The organism is Alteromonas sp. ABV2_168 (assembly GCF_056161165.1).
In genome coordinates this window covers 582,618-600,421 of sequence record NZ_JBSWYQ010000002.1, presented here as the reverse complement: position 1 = coordinate 600,421, position 17,804 = coordinate 582,618, and the positions used below count along the sequence as shown (strand labels likewise).

The following is a 17,804-nucleotide window of genomic DNA, read 5'->3' as shown; positions in this document are numbered from 1 at the left end:
GCTAACCTGTACTAATTGCCCGTGAGGCTTAACCATACAACGCCTAAGTAGCTTTTACTTAGAAGTTGTAAGTTAAAGACTGACTAATTAATGAGTTAGAGTAGCGTTACTCTGATTGATGAAGATATCCAGCTTTCCAAGATTGTTAAGATAAGCATTGAGGACTTGGCACACAACTGAGTGTAATGAATGTCCTCCTTGCGCAAAAGTCGAGAAAAGCACTCGATTTTGCACGACAAAGTTTATGCCTGACGGCAATAGCGACGTGGTACCACCTGAATCCATTCCGAACTCAGAAGTGAAACGCGTTAGCGGCGATGGTAGTGTGGGGTCTCCCCATGTGAGAGTAGCACACCGTCAGGCTCCCAATTCGAAGAAGCCCGCTCATCTGAGCGGGCTTTTTTCGTTTCTGACTCAAGCATCTATTTGTGTAATACAAGACTCTTCAATTCGTTATGGTCACTCACTTCTGACATAAGCTGACTGAATATCTTTGATCAGGTTTTCAGGATCATGAATACCATACTTCAATTTCAATTCATCAATACGTGATTCATTGCCGGTCAGAAAGTCATTAATCTGTTTGATAAGCCCATGTTGCTTTATGCTCGCAAGCTTAAAACCAACGATATTGTGTGGCAGAACCGGTGACATAGTGAATTCGCCAATCGTGGGATTTGCTTCAGATAAATAGCTGGTAACGAAATAATCGACTTCTGCCACATCGGTTTTACCCTGCTCAACCAATTGCAGCGCTGACAGGCTGTCCTCAGTCTCTACAAAATCAATGTCACCGTTTTTCTCTTTACCCTTCCAGTCAAGTGGGGTAAAGCCAAATGGTAAACTCACTTTTGAAACTTCATTGATTTCCATGTTCACATTGCTGCGTTTAATAATTGCACCGCTTAAAGTTTTCACCACATCCACAGAGTAGTGTTTTTCAGTTGATTCAGTAATACCCGGATGAAAGATTGAGTTATCGGGATATATCAAATCAACCGTGCCTTTAGCCAACTCTATCTGCAGGCGTGGAACAGGCATTGTCTGATAAATGAATGTATGACCGGACTCCCTGGCATAAAGCTCGAGAACTGCCCAGATGAAGCCTCTGTCCTGATCTGAGGTGAAATTATAATGAGGGTAATAATCAAAGTTTTGCAGCCCTACAATGTAGGTTTCTGCCTTTGCCGGCGGGCTTGGATTAATAAAGGATGACAAGAGCAAAGCAAGTGATGAAAGGCGCTTTAGCGGCTGTTTATTCTTTTTAAATAACACTGTTCATGCCGGTGCTTACTCTGATTAAGAGTGCTTGAAAATTGACCATATTTTATGGAATCAATAAGCAATTGCAAGTGCCGGTTTACAAACCGGCAACAAAATTTATGTAACTAAAAATGGTATGAATAGGACACGTTCAGGAAGTCCAGACCGGGATTATCGCTGTTCAGTCCGCCATTGGAATAGTGCATGTACCTCAGAGCGAGTTGATTGACTTCTTGTTCATCTAAACTAAGGAGTAGTCCGAGACGATCTTCAAACTGATAATGTGAACCAATGTTCTTTCCGGCAAAATGACGGTCATTAACCAGACTTGCCCCGATACCTGCTTCAAGATACAACGGATACTTGTCGTATACCGTTGAAATTTGCTTTACCAAAACCGGAGAAAGCGCCAGTGCCAGATTGGTGTCGTGATCATTATAACGGCCGTATTCCCAAACATTAAAGCTTGCCTCCCAATATAGTTTGATGTCTCCAAACCAGTCGGTATACAAAGATGTGGTAACGGGACGGTAAGCAACTCTGACACCTTTAATGTCATCAAAGCCATGAAGATAATCGATCGCTACAGACTGGCCTGCCATTGAAGAGAATGTGATGCCGTACAAGAACGCGGCAAATAAACTGTATCTGAAAAATGAAAACATGTGTTCCTCCTGAGTATTGCAACATGTTTGTGTAAACACGTTTGCAAAATGCTCACCAATAAAAAATGCGCCAATTTACAGGGAGATAAATGGAGGTTTGAAAACAAACATTCAAGGATGTTTGTAAGTTAGTGTAAAGGTAAGTAAATCTTTCATAGTAGAAAACAGCATAAAAAGTTTAGTGGAAGTTTCTTGCTCCTGAATTCAATGTATCCAGCCAGCTACTTCTGTCAGTCAGCTTTCCCGCAATAATGTGAATAACCCCTTCGGGTGAACGTTCAAGAATGCCATCAATTTGCAGGATCTGTGATTTGAGATATGCCTGATGCTGATGTCTGGCGGTAGCTTGCCAGACAACCACATTCATGTTGCCGGTGTGATCTTCAAGGGTAAAAAACGTCGCGCCGGATGCCGTGCCGGGGGCTTGTCTGCATGTAACGCAACCCAGTACGTGTACTACAGATTTGTTGGGTCTGTTAATTAACTCCCGCGCCAATGTCAGTTGCCTGACAGAATAGTCTCGCAGGATAAGCTCAACCGGATGTTGCTTTAACGATAATGTTGTTGACGCATAATCTTCCAGCAATGCGTCTTTGTCATCCGGTGCAAAATCGAAGGGCAGTTGCTCATTCTGATCAGTGAATAAAGGCATTGTGCTGTGCTTATCCATCATTTGCCATCTTGCACGGTAACGATTACCGGATATGCTGAAAAAAGCATCCGCACTGGCCAGAGAGGACAAATCAGATTCCGCAAAACCGGACATCTTAAGTTCAGTTAAACTCCGGTAACCTTCTTCAGGTCTCTTAGATTCAAGCAATACAGCGCCATTTTCTGATAATCCTTTCACCAGTCGTAGTCCGAGCCGGATTTGCTTAATCCCTGCCTTCAGCTCTATCTTGTGATCAAAGTCCGACGCATTTACACAGACCGGTAACACAGTGATCTCATGATGTCTGGCATCCTGAACCAGTTGTGAAGCCGAATAAAAGCCCATAGGTAAACTGTTGAGCAGGGCAACATAAAACTCTGCCGGGAAATAGCATTTCAACCAGCAGGATACGTAGGCCAGTACAGCGAAAGAGGCTGAATGCGATTCGGGAAACCCGTAACCCCCGAAACCTTTTATTTGTTCAAAAAGGTGTTCCGCAAAAGCCGGTTCGTAGTTCCGTTCCGTCATGCCTTTAATCAGCCTGTCCCGGAATTCATAAATGCGGCCATCTTTTTTCCAGCTCGCCATAGCACGGCGAAGCTGATCGGCTTCCCCGCCCGAAAAGCCGGCAGCGACCATCGCCAGTTGAATAACCTGTTCCTGAAAAATAGGCACGCCCATGGTTCTGGATAGTACCTGTCTGACTTCCTCTGACGGATAAGATACGGCTTCTTTGCCATGACGACGCAGTAAGTAAGGATGCACCATATCGCCCTGTATCGGCCCCGGCCTGACGATAGCTATCTGTACGACTAAATCATAATAACAACGTGGCCTGAGCCTCGGCAGCATGGTCATCTGTGCACGGGACTCAATCTGGAATGTGCCCACTGTATCGGCTTTACAAATCATATCGTAGACTTGCTGATCATCGCCCAGTGCGGTGATAAACGGTATCGATACCGGCACCGGAAACTGACGGTTTAGCAGGGCGAAGGTCTTCCGGATGGCGGTTAACATGCCTAAAGCAAGTACATCAACTTTCAGTAATCCTAAGGTTTCTAAATCATCTTTGTCCCATTGAATGACTGTGCGGTCTGCCATCGCAGCATTTTCAACAGGTACCAGTTCATATAACGGACCGGCTGAAATGACAAACCCTCCCACATGCTGAGACAGGTGCCTCGGGAAACCCGTAATTTGTTCAGTTAAGCTGATTAACTGACTTACCTTAGGGTTTTGCGGATTTAAACCGCAGGATTCTATTTGAGTCTGCCAGGGCACGGCTCTGTCGCGCCGGTTTATATTTTTAATCACATAATCCAGTTGGGATTCGGGAAAACCCAGCGCCTTACCTGTTTCGCGAAATGCGCTTTTAAACCTGAAGCTGATTACTGTCGCTGCCAGCGCTGTGCGTTCACGGCCGTATTTGCTGTAAATATACTGAATGACTTCTTCCCGCCGGCTGTGTTCAAAATCCACATCAATATCCGGCGGCTCATTTCTTTCTTTAGAAATGAAGCGCTCAAATAACACATTAATCTGTCTGGGATCGACAGCGGTGATTTCAAGGCAATAGCACACAACCGAGTTAGCTGCTGAGCCACGACCCTGATACAAAATATCGTTCGCGGCAGCAAACTGAACAATGTCGTAAATGGTCAGAAAGAAATATTCGTATTGCTGTTCCTCAATCAGTGTTAGCTCCTTTTCTATGATGGCCCGCACAGAGTCAGATATCCCTGCCGGAAATCGCCTTGTAATGCCTTCTTCGACGCATTTCCTCAGCCAGCTTGTTGCGTTATAACCAGCCGGAACCAGTTCCGCAGGATATTGATATTTGAGTTCGTCAGGACTGAATACACATTGAGACGCAATTCTGGATGCGGTTGCAAGCCAGGCTGCCGGATACAGCTTTTGTAATTTACTAAGCGGACGGAGTGCTCTTTCTGCATTTGAGACAGCATTAAGACCCAGTTTGTCTACCGTGGTATTTTCTTTCATAGCATGCATGACATGTTGTAATGCAAGCCGCTCGCTGTGATGAAAAAGGGCGTGGGTACACGCTGTTACCGGCAATGATAAACTATCATGAAGTGCCTCATACTGAGCGAAACGAAGATGATCTCTGCCATCAAGGTGACGGACAGCGCCGATGTATGTTCTTTCAGGATGAAAGCGTTTGAACCATTCTCCCCAGCGGACATTTTCTTCATCACTATGGTGAGGAAGCCAGATGATAATACAGTGCCGGATAGATTTGATGTCCCACTCTGCCAGCGCATATTCTCCTTTGGGACTGCGTCGTCTGGCATTGGTGATGATACGGCACAGTTCGCTCCATGCTTTTTTATCCGGGCAGAGCAGCACAAATTGTAATGATTCGCCGAAATTAAACAGGCTTCCGCTGATCAGTTTTACCGGCAAGTGATGGCGCGATATCTCGCTGTGCGCCCGCAAAATACCAGCCACAGAACACTCATCAGTGATAGCAATAGCCTGATAGCTCAGGAATGCTGCTGTGGTTACCAGTTCTTCCGGTGAAGACGCACCATAAAGAAAACTGAAGTTACTTTGAGTAACGAGTTCTGCATATTGCATTCAGGCATACCAGCCGCTGATGTACCATCCACCCTGTTCCCTAAATATCTGCATGCGCTGACCGTGTTGATTCAGCGCGATGAAGTAATCTCTTTGTTCCGGTGCATTGTCCCACCAACCGCTTTCTATTCTCACCGGGCCGAACTCAATTTTAGGCGTTCCTGTCAGGCGTTGTGGCTGAGATAAAATAAAGGCCGGAATATGTTGTGCAGCCTGTTCACTGAAAGCGTGAGAGCGGGGCGCTTTTGCCATCGTAAACCGGTGGTCCTCCGGCCAGGCGGCGTCAGAAACTGCCTGATTACCCAACCGGGCGGTGAGTTTACTCAATAGCTGCTGGCGGGCGAAGAAATGCTTCCTGGCATTAAAAAAGTCGGCTTCAGTACCGGCATATTCATTAATTTCACCGGCACATAACGTGAATTGAATAACCGGCTCAGCCAGTTCTGTCGTTTCCAGTTTAAGGGCGATCAGGTTCGCCCATTCATCAAAGCTGAAGCGAAGATCTGATTTTCTGATATCCAGCGTTACAGGGTCTGTTTCTCTGTAAAAGAGGGTTAGGATGAGCCACTGCGTGCCGGCATTCCGGAGTCGCAGAAAAATGCCTAAATCCTTCAAAATTTTACTGAGGTACGCATTCAGTTTATCTGTACCGGTTACTTCAAAAGGCAGAATAACCGTTTGTTCGAAGGTCGCAGGCGGATGATAAAACGGTCCTGCACGATAACTGTCTCCTTTCAGTGAGAACAGATATTTGAGTAAATCGCTGTTAAAGCGCTTACCAATTTCAGTGGCAGGTAATTCAAACAGGGCTCCCAGGTGTTTTATGCCCGCTCTGTATAACGCATGACTCTCTTTCTGACTGAGCAGTAATGCAGAAACGGGAAGATCATTCAGGGCGCGGCGAATTGATGCGTTCTCCAGCAGCAGAATATTTGTTTGTTGCCTTGCAAGTACGCGGGCCGCGTCCGGGCTCCATGCTGAAGCATAATAACACCGTATGTTGCGTGAGAGGAGCACCGCTTTTACGGCCTCCCATATTTGTTCGTAGCTGCCGTAATAGCGCACCAGATTATCGATACGTATTGCCAGTCCATCCGGCGGGCTAACTGATATCTCAGCGACACACTCATAAAGCTGAGAGGCCAGATTTTTCAGTAATGACAACTCCATGGATTCATCGTAATCGATGAGCTCCAGGTTTTCACATAAGGCCGCGGCCTGAGCCAGTCCCATTTCCTGCTCAATGCCTGCTGCACGGGCAACCCGGTTTAACTGAATGAGGGCATTGCGTTTCTGGTGGTAAACCGCAACAGGTAAACTGTTGTCAGTGGCTCCTGCATGCAGTGCGTTATCCAGCGTCAGCCGGTAACAGTATACATACAGCCAGCGCTGATCAGCCATGACGGGCACCATCCTGCTCCGGCAGACGGTTAAAGCGGGACATTGCTGATGCAATAGCACTGTTATCCGGCGTGTATTTAAAGCGCTCTTTTACTCCCCGGACTGGCCAGCCTTTCAATTGCTTATTGATATTCACTTCAAAACCTTCAGTTGCCGGCATAAAAAGTAAATCTAAGGCGATGGGAAGCGGGTGTTGTACATTCACAGGGTGCTCGAAAAGTAGCACCATACATTCATGCTGAGCCGCCGCCACCTGAAGCCGCCGGGCCTGTCCGGGGAGGATAGATTTTGTCCAGCAGCACACGAGTGAGCAGGCATCAGATTTGATGGCTTCTTCCGTTGCCCAGCCACTCAAATCATCCGGTGCGGTGACAAGTTTGCAGTCAGAAGGATTTAAGCCGGTCCGGTTCAGCCAGGGGGCGGTAAGCATACCTGGCGCATTAATAAACACCGCCAGCGTTTCAGCTTGTAATGAATTGAATACAGATTTAAGAAATGACAATTCACCGCAACCCGGCAGACACACGATGCGGATTACCCCGGATGCAGGGAAGCCTCCAGACAATGCTGAATCAAAATGAGTGAATCCCGTCGCAAGCAGACGGCTTTGTTTCATCTGAGCCTGACTGCCACGCCAGACTCCGGGGTGCATTTCAACCAGAGAAAGCGAATTTGCCATAATAATTTACCTGTATATCTATACAGTATTATAGGCAGAAATAAACAGTGATCAAGACACCTGTTTATCTTTCAACAGAGTGATTGTTTTCTAAAGCAATGTTATTCAGACGCGGAAGAAGAGGCGCGGGGAGCCAGTAACCCTGATGTCATAAGATCACAGGCTTTAATAAAACCATCGGCGGTATTTTTAACCCAACTGATACGCACATCATTAGGTTGTTCCTGCATAAAGCTTTTGATGTCTTCCATAGAAAGTTCGGTATCACGCAAAGCGATATTGAGCCCTTCTTCAATTGAATGTCCCTTCTCACAATTATCAAAAATAATCTTTGCAGATGAGGACACAATCAAGATTAAAACATCATACTTTTTACCACTGATAAGGCCTTTGCTACTAGCGGATTCAACCCGTTCGATAAAGATTTGCTGCAGAGATTTGGCCGTAGTACTCAAAGTGACAAAAGCACTATTGGCTTTACTGGCATTTTGCTTTGCCAGATGCTTATTTGAATTGACTAATTTCTGTAAGCTTTGCACTTTAAGCACAAAAAATATCAGGATTAAAACTAATACTGCAATAATGCTAAAAGCCAGCAAAGCAACAACTCCGGTCAGTTAAGGAAATTCAGTCTTTCTTCGGCGTGTAAATCGGGCTTGGGAACGCGGTTACTTTTTCAGAAAGTTGCGTGATTTTTGCCGTGCCCTGTTTTTTGACTGCATCAATGCGTAACACATTGTGCATAGGTACATACGTCCTTTCGACATCTGAAAACTCTGTTTTCAGTTTCTCATGGCTGGTATCAACCACAAGACTGGTATGAGTATCCCAGACAAAATCACCAATTTCTACAAAGCCGAACATACTGTCCTGACTTAATTCCCTCACATATAACTCATAGCGTTCACCGTTACTGACAAACTGGATGCGGTACAAAGGGTTGTTACTACTCATGAAATTGAAAACCTGAAATGCACATTCGGGAGCATGATTTTACGGTTTTCTGTTAAACCTGCAACGGGGTTAGCAGCGCTTCTGTGGCAATGACCATCTCTTCACGGTTTTCAGCAAGGATGCCGTTTACGGCAAAACCCTGAACATAACTGGTAAGCTGAAGGGCTGCAGACTCAATATTGATGTCTGGTTTTATTTCCCCTGACAATTTGGCTTTTTCCAGACAACCGATGAAATCGAGTTGCAGACGGTCCAGGTAGTGTCTTCCCATTTCTCTGATTGTGGGATCCTGTTTTCCCAATTCGCAGACACAGTTAATCAGCAGACAGCCTCTGCCGTAGACCAGGGGAATATATCGCAAAAAGAAAGTATTGATGGCGGTGATGCCGTGGTGATTTTCCAGTTCACTGACTACGGGCATCAGCTGAGTTTTCTGATAATGCTCTAAAACTTTGTACAGGAACTGTTGTTTAGAACCAAATTCCAGATAAAAACCGCGCCGGTTAAAAGAGGTGCGGGCGATAATTTCATCCATGATGGCGCCGTGGAAACTATATTCAAGGAATATGTCCACAGCTTGTCCGAGTATCTCGTCTATATCGTATTGTGCGCTTCTTGGCATAGCGGTCGCATTAGTGTGTACTTCTATTGAGCGTAGCGTAAACCATGGAAGTATCAAGGGATAGGGTTAATCGCCTTGCTTAAATCATCTTCCGGGTTAACATGCCCGTGGTTTATGCAATTTTGAAGATGATTATGATAAGAAAATTAATCCTGAGCGGGCTGTTCGCTGCGTCTGCTATTACGGGTGTGGCGGCGCAGGATGATGCCGTTAGCAGCCATTTCAATCCTGACACGAACAGAATTAAATCTCACCTGTTCTTCCTTGCTGATGATTTGCTGGAAGGCCGTGATACCGGTTCCCGCGGGCACGATATTGCTGCGTTATATATTGCCACCGAATTTGCCAAATATGGTCTCAAACCGGCTGGTACGGATGGCTTTATGCAACCAGTACTTTTCCGCAAGGCCAGTCTGGTGCAGGAATCTCCCGAATTTACTTATCAGACGGAAGGCGGGACGTTGTCATTTGCTTACCCTAAAGATTATTTGACCGGGCCAGATTTAATGGCCACCGACTCTGCTCTGAGCGGTGAGATGGTCTTCGCCGGTTATGGCATTATTGCTGATGAACTGAATCACGATGACTACGCCGGTCTGGATGTGGAAGGCAAAATTGTAGTGGTACTCTCCGGTAAGCCGGCCTCTTTCCCCAGTGAAGAAGGGGCGCACTTCGCGTCGGGTTATCAGAAACAGTCTTATGCTGCACAGCATGGTGCCATTGGTATGATAACGGTTTCTACGCCAGTGGCTGAAAAAGTACGCCCGTATCAGAATATGCTCAGCTACATTCATACTCCCCGTATGGCATGGCTGGATGAAAACGGCGTACCGGCGAACACGTTCGCACAGTTGAAAGGCAGTGCTTATCTTAGCGAACCGGCCGCACAGCAACTATTTGCTAATGCTCCTGATTCTTTGAATGATATTTACGCGGAACTGGAAGAAGACAAATCGCCGGCAGGTTTTGTGATTCCGGGGACGATTTCTCTGAGTAAGAAGAGTCTGCATTCTCAAATTACCAGCCCGAATGTGGTGGGTATGATTGAAGGGAGCGATCCAACCCTTAAAAATGAATATGTGGTTTTTTCTGCCCACTCCGACCATATCGGCTTTGCCAAAACAGTTAAGAAAGACAACATCAATAACGGTGCCATGGACAATGCTTCAGGTACTGCCGTGATGCTCGAAACCGCAAGGCTGTTCAGTGAATTGCCCGATAAGCCATCCCGGTCAATTTTGTTTGTTTCCGTAACCGGCGAAGAAAAAGGGCTGCTGGGCGCTGATTATTTCGCCCGTAATCCAACGGTGCCGGTAACATCCATGGTGGCTGACGTAAATCTGGATATGCCAATCCTGACGTATCCCTTTGCTGATGTTATTGCATTTGGTGCCAGTCACAGCGACATGAAAGCGTCAGTAGAAGAGGCAGCAGGCAATGCCGGCATTACTCTGAGTCCGGACCCCTGGCCAGAGCAGGCATTGTTTACCCGCTCTGATCACTATGCTTTTGTAAAGCAGGGTGTGCCTTCGGTGTTTATGGTACCCGGTCTGACATCTAAAGATCCTGATATAGATGGCAGTAAAAAATTCGGTGAGTTTCTGGCAACCCATTATCACAAGCCCAGTGACGATATTAACCAGCCATTTAACTGGGAAGCTGCAAAAACTTTCACTCGTGTGAACGCTGAAATCGGACTGACACTGGCTACTCAGGCTAACCGTCCTGAGTGGAATGACGGAGACTTCTTCGGCAATACATTCAGTAAGCAGTAGTTTCAGAGTTTTTAAGCTTAACGAAAAAGAGCGCGGTATCGCGCTCTTTGTATTTCCGGTACAGACAAATCAGATAAAGACCTGTCTGAACATCTGCCATTGTTCGTTGAACTGCTCAGTAGGCTTGCGGGTGAAACCACTGCGAATGAACTGGTTTATCCGGCCGTCGACATAACAAATCATCATATTAGCTACTACACCTTCGTCTGCAGCCAGCGTTTTACCTTCCCGTAACTTGCGTTCACGCAAAATTTGCTTCAGTTGGGTTTCCAGCCTTTCGAATAACTTGGCAATCCGTGCACGCAACCGGTCCTGTTCACCCATCAGGGCATCGCCATTCAGGATGCGGGTTATGCCGGGATTCTTCTCTGCAAAGCCCAGTAACAAGTGCAAAATGAGCTGGCACCGTGCTGCTGAATCCTTTTCCTCGTTCAGAATTTTATTGATACGGGAGAATAACGTTTCTTCAATAAATTCGATGAGCCCTTCGAACATCCGGGCTTTGCTCGGGAAGTGACGATAAAGTGCCGCTTCTGATACACCCACCTTTTCAGCGAGTTTCGCGGTTGTGATGCGCTGGCCCTGGTGCGTTTCCAGCATGCCGGCCAGTGCTTGAAGTATCTGGGCCCGGCGGTTTGTTTTCTTTACAGCAGGCATAAGGCGAGTGTTTCCTCTGCTTCAGGATCAGTTCTCAATCCCGGTTCCATTTTAAACTGGTCTGTGTTTTTGATTATCTTATGTCGGTTTATCGACCGGCAGACCATTAATTTGATTGTTTATCATTATATTGTTTTGCAACCAGCGCGATTAGCGATTTGGCTAACTCTGTTTTATTCGCCGGAGGCAACTTTAAGTCATCCTCTTTCCAGATGACATGCAGCGCATTTTCGTCACTGTTAAAGCCAAGCCCTTCCAGGGTGATGTCATTCGCAGCAATCATGTCGAGGTTTTTATTTTCTAATTTGCCCCGTGCATAAGCTTCCACATTCTGGCTTTCAGCAGCAAAACCTACCGTAAATGGTGGAGAGGGTAATGCTGCTACAGTCTTAAGAATATCAGGGTTTTTAACAAAAGTAAGTGTTAACTTATCATCAGATTTTTTAATCTTATTTTCTGCCTGATGATTAATACGATAATCGGCAACGGCTGCCGCTGCAATGAAGATTTGCGCTGAGTTGATCTCACTCATGACTGCTTCGAGCATATCATCAGCAGTTTGCACACTGATGCGTTTTACCCCGGGTGGTACTGTCAGGGAAACCGGGCCGGACACCAGCACAACCTCTGCGCCCTGCTCAGCCGCAGCCTGTGCTACGGCGTATCCCATTTTGCCACTGCTGTGATTTGATAAGTATCTGACCGGGTCAATGGGCTCTCTGGTTGGTCCCGCAGTAATGACAACTTTTTTACCTTCCAGCTTATTACCGGTCAGGGCACTGGCTAATGCAGATACGATAAGTTCCGGTTCTTCCATTCTGCCCGGTCCCACATCGCCACATGCCTGTTCGCCTGCTGCCGGCCCTATGAAACGGATGGCACGAAGTTGCAATTTTTGCAGGTTATCCTGCGTTGCCCGTGCCTGCCACATTTGCTGATTCATGGCAGGAGCAATGAAAACCTGAGCTGTGGTTGCGAGGTATAATGTTGAAAGCAGGTCATCCGCCAGGCCATGCGCCAGTTTAGCCATGCAGTGCGCCGTGGCCGGTGCAATCAATAAAACATCGGCCCATTTCGCCAGTTCGATATGACCCATTCCGGCTTCAGCCTGCTCGTCCAGCAACTCGCTGTGAACCTGATGGCCGGAAACCGCCTGTAACGATAATGAACTGACAAATTCTGTTGCACCACGTGTCAGTACCACTCTTACGTCAGCGCCCTGCGCTTTCAGTTTTCTTACCAGATCCGGTGTTTTATAGGCAGCAATACCGCCGGTAACACCCAGAAGAATTTTTTTATTGAATAAGTGCATAGTGCATTTTTCAGACAATAAGATTGCGGTAAGCCTACCAGATGTTTTCTGTTACCGGTAGACAGAGCGATCTGGCATTGCAGCCAGTAGTGAGCTTGTTTGTTAAAGCGTAGGCTGTTGTTCCGTATGATAAAGGAACAGATATGACCGGGTTAAAAACATGGCCGCTGGCTGAAAGGCCGAGGGAAAAGTTGTTTGAAAAGGGCGTGGCAGCACTTTCTGATGCTGAAGTGCTGGCAGTGTTATTTGGCAGCGGTATGGGTGGTGCAGGGGCGTTGTGTATCGCGCGGAATCTACTGGACGAGTTCGGTTCTCTGCGGGAAGTAGTGTGTGCAAAAAAAGCCCGTTTATGTGATATCAAAGGGGTAGGCGATATGCGTTATGCACAAATTGCCGCAGTATCGGAAATATCCCGCAGAGTGCTGGAAACCCCGTTGAAATCGAGATCGGTTTTTAATCATGTCAGTGATGTTGAAGCCTTCCTGCTGGCATCCTTGCGTCATGAATACAAAGAGCACTTTGCAATTATGTGCCTTAACAGTCAGCACCATCTTATTGCCTTCAGAACACTTTTCACAGGCACATTGAATGCGGCAGCCGTTTATCCCCGTGAGATCGTGAAGCAGGTCATTGATGACAACGCCGCTGCGGTCATTCTGGTCCATAACCATCCTTCCGGCGTATCAGATCCCAGCGATGCCGATATTCGTCTCACCCGGGATGTAAAACATGCGCTCAATCTTATTGATGTCAGTGTGTTAGATCATTTTATCGTGGGAGATAATTCTGTGTTTTCTTTAGCACAGAAAGGATTGATGTAATTTTGAACCTTGCTATACTGAAGTCTACGATCCTGACAGATCGTCGGCGATCCATGCGACGAGCATGTGAAACGTATATTTTTTACGACCAAATTATGCCTGGAGAGTAGTCACTTAGTGACAAATGCTTTAGGATAGTGCGTCGGTGGATTTTTAATAAAGGACAATTATGAAACAGTCATTAATTTCATTGGTCATCGGTGCAACCATGGCTTTTGGTGCTGTTGCACAAGACAATTCTGGGGAAGGTTCCACTGGAGCTACTGGTAGCTTGACTGCCGGTTCTATCGCTACTGGTGTTATCGGCCTGGGCGTATTAGGCGCAATCGTGAGCAACAACCGTGGTTCAGCTGACCTGGACGATGGCGTTGTAGATCCAGATCCAACTTGTAACGATGGTGACGAGCTGGTTGACGGTGTATGTGTTGGCTCAACAACTACAGTAACTGACACTGTTACTGTATCTGGTACGCAAACTATTACAGTTACTACTCCTATCACAGTAACTTATACTTACGCACCTCAGTAAGTTCTGAATGTATTTTGAAAGCCGCCCCTTAACCGGAGCGGCTTTTTTATTTCTGGTGTACCCCGCCGTTTTTTCATCGCTTTACTAATAAGATGTTTAGGAATATGTTCCGCAGGATTCTTTCTTCTCTGTTCGCCCTAGCACTGGTCAGCGGTTGTTCCAGCACGAATAAAGCTTATTACGACACGCTCAAACTGGCCTTCACGCAATCTGACAACACCGTTTCCTCTGAAACTCTGAGACAAAGCAAAGCGGATTTAATGGCCGTTAAACATGGTGATCGTGTGCAGATCATCATGGCGCTGGCCTATATCGAAGGTGAAACACAAACCTGGGTATCCGCTGATCATGCCTTACTTTCTATGCAGAAGGGCGTGATTACCGAAACCCACGGGCTCGCAAACGATTTAATTTATCACTCAGATCTTTTGGCTAATCCACTGTTTGATCCAACTGGGGCAGCGTTGTCATGGGATTATCTGGTGGACGTTGAAAATTATGGCTACGGACTGGATGTACAAACTGTCTGGCAGCGCAGTGAGGCAAGTCAGTTAACGATTATGGATTATGAATTTTCTGTGTATCTGGTTGAACAAACAGTCAATTTTAACGGCGCCAGCCCTTTTTATGAAACGGGGACACAGTGGGTAAACCGTTACTGGTTTGATGATAAAAGTGGTGAAATGCTGAAATCTGAACAACTGTTATCGCCGGCCGGAGAGTTAATTACCATGACGTATCTGAGCCGTGCCCAGCGACTGATTGATGGTCAGGAGGTGAAGCCATGAAAGGATTGTTGGCGCTAATCATTATCTCATTATTCAGTGCATCCACGCTGGCATCGGTGAATGTAAAAGTAAACGGTCAGCAGTACCGTTATCTGAATCCGGTCAGGCTGTCTCTTATTTTGCAGACAACCGCAAAAAATGGCGACTGGTACTGGCCCGCCTGTGCTATTTACAGCGAGAACACTGCAGACGTTGAAGCCATGCGCAAAGACGTGTTGCAGTCCATTGATGCGGTAGCTGTAGATTTAAGTGTGAACGACGATAAAGCGATTGCACTGAACGCCCTTAAAAGACAGGTAGAAAACTGGACGTTGGCAAAACGCCTGCCTGTAAAGTTGAACCGGAACGCGGCCCGGCTTGACGTGAAGCAAAATCCTATGCTTCAGGATGGGAATTACGCCATTTACCTTACCGGCAGACCGGATACCGTGTGGCTCAGTGGCATGGTGAAAACGCCGGGGTCATATGAATACCGCAATCAGAGTACGCCGGCAGATTACGCTGAAGGGGTGAACCTGAGAGGCTATGCCGACCCTGATTATGTGTATGTTATTTCCCCCCGCGGAGAAATCACTAAACAGAATATCGCGTACTGGGGGAAATCTTATTCTCAAGTCATGCCCGGCAGTCAAATTTACGTGCCGTTGTTTACCTGGTTGTTATCGCCTGACGTTGATGATTTAAATGAAAAAGTGGCCAGTCTTGCTGTTCATAGGGTGCTGCCATGATGAAATTTAAAGAAACGCACACACGTTCTGCGATAGCTGTTGCTGCAGCCTGTTTTAGTAGTGCTGCGATGAGTAATGACAGCGTAACACTGCAGGTTCAGCCTTCACAGATGGTGCAGGGCGGAACCGGACTGATTCAGACACCGACTTCGCGAATGGGTGAGGAAGGTGACTTATTTATTAATTACACCGACAATCAGGAATACCGGTTCTGGTCGGTGAATTTACAGTTGTACGACTGGATGCAGGCCACTGCCCGCTATACCGACGTACGTACCCGGCTTTACAGCGATGTACCAAGTTTCAGTGGTGATCAAACGCTGAAAGACAAAGGTCTGGATGTAAAATTCAGATTATTGAAAGAAGGGTTTTATTTCCCTGAAGTGTCGCTGGGTTTCCGTGACTTTGGTGGCACCGGTTTTTTCGAAAGCGAATATGTCACAGCATCAAAAGCCTGGGGGCCGTTCGACTTTCACCTTGGCCTTGGCTGGGGTTATATGGGCACCGCTGACGATATTACTAATCCTTTCTGTAAGCTGAAAGACAGTTACTGCGACAGACCAGCCGGATTCTCCGGCCGGGGCGGTAAAGTTGACTATCAGCAATTCTTCAAAGGCCCTATGGCTGTATTTGGTGGTATTGAGTATCAGACTCCCTGGGAGCCTCTGCGCCTAAAGCTGGAATACGAAGGAAACAATTATACCAATGACCGCGCGGGTGCACTGGAGCAGGATACCCGCTTTAACATCGGTGCCGTGTACCGTTGGAAAGGATTCGACTTCTCTGCAAACTATCAGCGCGGAAATACATTCGGATTTGGTGTGACTTATCACTTCAATATGAATACCGCTAAACAGGTGAAAATAGATAAGCCGCCAAGAGATATCGTGCAGTCAAAACCTGCTGCAGGTGTGGATTCCGTTAATAAGCGCCGTTTATACCGTGACCTGGCATTTGATGGCGGCTTTATTCTTTCTGATGCCTCTATTGAAGAAGACAAAGCCATTTTCTACGGTAATCAGATTGCATACCGTGATAAAAATGAAGCGGCTGAGCGTATTGGGCGTATTGCTGCGTCTGAGTTGCCTGAATCGGTGAAGTCTTACCATATCGTCGAAAATGCCGGTCGTTTACCGCTGGTGGATACTGTCATTGATGCGGATGCATTTAAAGTGGCTGCTAAATACGAAGATATCGAAGCAGATATTAAGCAGACATACACACGACAGGCGCCGGAAGACAATGTACTCGATAAGTACGACCCGGAAAAAACCAGCGGATTGTTCCATTCTGTCGACTTCTTCTATACCCAGACATTCGGTAACCCGGAAGATTTTTATCTTTATCAGGGCGGCCTGATCCTGAGTGGCGGCTATGCGATAAACCAGAACTGGACCGCAATTTCCAGTATCCGCGCCACACTCTTCGATAACTTCGACAAGTTCAGCTTTACCGTTGACCAGGATACATCAACCCTTCCCCGTGTACGAACCTACGTGCGTGAATATGTGGAAAATGACTTGTGGGTTGATACCGCCTTCATGCAGTGGAATGACAGCCTTGGCAACGATTTCTTCGCCCAGGCTTACGGTGGTTACCTGGAGACCATGTACGGCGGTGCTGGTGGTGAAGTTCTCTGGCGTCCTGTAGACAGTTCTCTGGCGTTTGGTGTGGACGTAAATTACGTTAAGCAGCGTGATTATGATGATCAGTTCAGTTTCCTGGACTATACAGCCTTCACCGGCCACATCAGTGCTTACTGGGAACCTGAGTTTCTGGATGACACCATGCTGACGGTGAGCGCCGGACAGTTCCTTGCTAAAGACAAAGGGGTGAATATCGATTTCGCCAAGCGCTTCGACAGCGGTATTGTGGTGGGAGCGTATGCTGCATTTACCGATGTATCGTCAGAAGAGTACGGAGAAGGAAGCTTTACCAAAGGTTTCTATATTTCCGTGCCGCTGGATTTATTTACGCTGAAGCCGGCGAAAGGGCGTGGTACGTTCCCCTGGATCCCGATTTCACGTGATGGCGGACAAATGTTAAGACGGCCGGCGAGACTGATTGATTTCACGAATGCGCGATCGTCATTCCTGGATTGATCTGATCATTGAGTAAAAGATCTGCGATCAGATCGTTACAGGATCGATTTTAGGTGGTATTATGCGCCCCCGATTGTGCGTGACGGATGAATTTTCATGGTCTGCGCGCGGCTAAAAAATGAGTTAGCGTAAAAAATGTCGCGAAGAAAAGAAGGTTTTTAGCCTTTTTTATTGAAATCTGCGTCTGTTTGCTGTATAAAATGCGCCCTCTAATTTATCGTAATATCGTCAACTGACCCGGAATACTTATTAGGT

At 46.7% G+C, this 17,804-nt stretch carries 16 protein-coding genes and 1 rRNA gene; 7 read left to right on the top strand and 10 right to left on the bottom strand.

Features of this window, described 5'->3' with window-relative positions; translation table 11 throughout:
• Positions 1–247 precede the first annotated feature (247 nt).
• A 5S ribosomal RNA gene (gene rrf, locus ACXAH4_RS05540) occupies positions 248–363 on the top strand.
• Positions 364–459: 96 nt separating this feature from the next.
• On the opposite strand, the gene ACXAH4_RS05535 is transcribed toward rrf, so the two are convergent.
• The 8 genes from ACXAH4_RS05535 to ACXAH4_RS05500 form a co-directional block, all read right to left on the bottom strand.
• The gene (locus ACXAH4_RS05535; RefSeq protein WP_474881078.1) at positions 460–1,275 is read right to left on the bottom strand and encodes a hypothetical protein; all 816 of its coding nucleotides are present in this window, start codon (positions 1,273–1,275) and stop codon (positions 460–462) included.
• Positions 1,276–1,388: 113 nt separating this feature from the next.
• A complete protein-coding gene (locus ACXAH4_RS05530) occupies positions 1,389–1,928 on the bottom strand; it encodes an acyloxyacyl hydrolase (protein WP_474844144.1) in 540 nt (179 codons plus the stop codon).
• Between the two features lie 178 nt (positions 1,929–2,106).
• The gene (locus ACXAH4_RS05525) at positions 2,107–5,181 is read right to left on the bottom strand and encodes an error-prone DNA polymerase (protein WP_474881076.1); all 3,075 of its coding nucleotides are present in this window, start codon (positions 5,179–5,181) and stop codon (positions 2,107–2,109) included.
• Positions 5,182–6,582, bottom strand: a complete 1,401-nt coding sequence (locus tag ACXAH4_RS05520; protein ID WP_474881074.1) for a Y-family DNA polymerase — start codon at positions 6,580–6,582, stop codon at positions 5,182–5,184.
• Positions 6,575–7,261, bottom strand: coding sequence for a hypothetical protein (locus tag ACXAH4_RS05515; protein ID WP_474844141.1), 687 nt, complete (start codon positions 7,259–7,261; stop codon positions 6,575–6,577). The genes ACXAH4_RS05520 and ACXAH4_RS05515 overlap by 8 nt, the downstream gene beginning before the upstream one ends.
• Before the next feature lie 101 nt (positions 7,262–7,362).
• Positions 7,363–7,860 (bottom strand): hypothetical protein, encoded by a 498-nt coding sequence (locus ACXAH4_RS05510; protein WP_349582261.1) that lies wholly within the window; start codon positions 7,858–7,860, stop codon positions 7,363–7,365.
• A gap of 28 nt (positions 7,861–7,888) precedes the next feature.
• Positions 7,889–8,215: a DUF1820 family protein gene (locus tag ACXAH4_RS05505; RefSeq protein ID WP_474844139.1), complete on the bottom strand. Its 327-nt coding sequence runs from the start codon at positions 8,213–8,215 to the stop codon at positions 7,889–7,891.
• A gap of 52 nt (positions 8,216–8,267) precedes the next feature.
• Positions 8,268–8,837 carry a TetR/AcrR family transcriptional regulator gene (locus ACXAH4_RS05500; protein ID WP_119499457.1) on the bottom strand — a complete coding sequence of 190 codons (570 nt, stop codon included), beginning with the start codon at positions 8,835–8,837 and terminating at the stop codon, positions 8,268–8,270.
• Between the two features lie 134 nt (positions 8,838–8,971).
• On the opposite strand from ACXAH4_RS05500, the gene ACXAH4_RS05495 reads away from it, so the two are divergent.
• Positions 8,972–10,612 carry a M28 family metallopeptidase gene (locus ACXAH4_RS05495; RefSeq protein ID WP_474881072.1) on the top strand — a complete coding sequence of 547 codons (1,641 nt, stop codon included), beginning with the start codon at positions 8,972–8,974 and terminating at the stop codon, positions 10,610–10,612.
• Between the two features lie 69 nt (positions 10,613–10,681).
• Here the strand turns inward: ACXAH4_RS05495 and slmA are convergent, their stop codons facing one another.
• Together slmA and coaBC are read right to left on the bottom strand one after the other, a co-directional pair.
• On the bottom strand, positions 10,682–11,269 hold the full coding sequence (gene slmA, locus ACXAH4_RS05490; RefSeq protein ID WP_119499458.1) for a nucleoid occlusion factor SlmA: 588 nt from the start codon (positions 11,267–11,269) through the stop codon (positions 10,682–10,684).
• A 106-nt stretch (positions 11,270–11,375) separates the two neighbouring features.
• The gene (gene coaBC / locus ACXAH4_RS05485; protein WP_474849473.1) at positions 11,376–12,581 is read right to left on the bottom strand and encodes a bifunctional phosphopantothenoylcysteine decarboxylase/phosphopantothenate--cysteine ligase CoaBC; all 1,206 of its coding nucleotides are present in this window, start codon (positions 12,579–12,581) and stop codon (positions 11,376–11,378) included.
• Between the two features lie 143 nt (positions 12,582–12,724).
• On the opposite strand from coaBC, the gene radC reads away from it, so the two are divergent.
• The 5 genes from radC (at position 12,725) to ACXAH4_RS05460 (ending at position 17,549) form a co-directional block, all read left to right on the top strand.
• On the top strand, positions 12,725–13,402 hold the full coding sequence (gene radC / locus ACXAH4_RS05480) for a RadC family protein (RefSeq protein WP_119499460.1): 678 nt from the start codon (positions 12,725–12,727) through the stop codon (positions 13,400–13,402).
• A 169-nt stretch (positions 13,403–13,571) separates the two neighbouring features.
• On the top strand, positions 13,572–13,931 hold the full coding sequence (locus ACXAH4_RS05475) for a hypothetical protein (protein ID WP_474844136.1): 360 nt from the start codon (positions 13,572–13,574) through the stop codon (positions 13,929–13,931).
• A 104-nt stretch (positions 13,932–14,035) separates the two neighbouring features.
• Positions 14,036–14,719: a YjbF family lipoprotein gene (locus tag ACXAH4_RS05470; protein ID WP_474844135.1), complete on the top strand. Its 684-nt coding sequence runs from the start codon at positions 14,036–14,038 to the stop codon at positions 14,717–14,719.
• Complete coding sequence (locus tag ACXAH4_RS05465; RefSeq protein ID WP_474881070.1) at positions 14,716–15,447, top strand: capsule biosynthesis GfcC family protein; 732 nt, start codon at positions 14,716–14,718, stop codon at positions 15,445–15,447. Before ACXAH4_RS05470 ends, ACXAH4_RS05465 begins: the two co-directional genes overlap by 4 nt.
• A complete protein-coding gene (locus ACXAH4_RS05460; RefSeq protein WP_474881069.1) occupies positions 15,444–17,549 on the top strand; it encodes a YjbH domain-containing protein in 2,106 nt (701 codons plus the stop codon). Before ACXAH4_RS05465 ends, ACXAH4_RS05460 begins: the two co-directional genes overlap by 4 nt.
• Positions 17,550–17,804: the final 255 nt, after the last annotated feature.

Bases quoted from the DNA above. Each gene is read 5' to 3' on its own strand.
- ACXAH4_RS05495 (WP_474881072.1), top strand. From the start codon at position 8,972: ATGATAAGAAAATTAATCCTGAGCGGGCTGTTCGCTGCGTCTGCTATT.
- ACXAH4_RS05475 (WP_474844136.1), top strand. From the start codon at position 13,572: ATGAAACAGTCATTAATTTCATTGGTCATCGGTGCAACCATGGCTTTT.
- ACXAH4_RS05500 (WP_119499457.1), bottom strand. From the start codon at position 8,837: ATGCCAAGAAGCGCACAATACGATATAGACGAGATACTCGGACAAGCT.
- ACXAH4_RS05470 (WP_474844135.1), top strand. From the start codon at position 14,036: ATGTTCCGCAGGATTCTTTCTTCTCTGTTCGCCCTAGCACTGGTCAGC.
- ACXAH4_RS05515 (WP_474844141.1), bottom strand. From the start codon at position 7,261: ATGGCAAATTCGCTTTCTCTGGTTGAAATGCACCCCGGAGTCTGGCGT.
- ACXAH4_RS05465 (WP_474881070.1), top strand. From the start codon at position 14,716: ATGAAAGGATTGTTGGCGCTAATCATTATCTCATTATTCAGTGCATCC.
- ACXAH4_RS05525 (WP_474881076.1), bottom strand. From the start codon at position 5,181: ATGCAATATGCAGAACTCGTTACTCAAAGTAACTTCAGTTTTCTTTAT.
- coaBC (WP_474849473.1), bottom strand. From the start codon at position 12,581: ATGCACTTATTCAATAAAAAAATTCTTCTGGGTGTTACCGGCGGTATT.
- ACXAH4_RS05530 (WP_474844144.1), bottom strand. From the start codon at position 1,928: ATGTTTTCATTTTTCAGATACAGTTTATTTGCCGCGTTCTTGTACGGC.
- slmA (WP_119499458.1), bottom strand. From the start codon at position 11,269: ATGCCTGCTGTAAAGAAAACAAACCGCCGGGCCCAGATACTTCAAGCA.
- ACXAH4_RS05505 (WP_474844139.1), bottom strand. From the start codon at position 8,215: ATGAGTAGTAACAACCCTTTGTACCGCATCCAGTTTGTCAGTAACGGT.
- ACXAH4_RS05520 (WP_474881074.1), bottom strand. From the start codon at position 6,582: ATGGCTGATCAGCGCTGGCTGTATGTATACTGTTACCGGCTGACGCTG.
- ACXAH4_RS05460 (WP_474881069.1), top strand. From the start codon at position 15,444: ATGATGAAATTTAAAGAAACGCACACACGTTCTGCGATAGCTGTTGCT.
- radC (WP_119499460.1), top strand. From the start codon at position 12,725: ATGACCGGGTTAAAAACATGGCCGCTGGCTGAAAGGCCGAGGGAAAAG.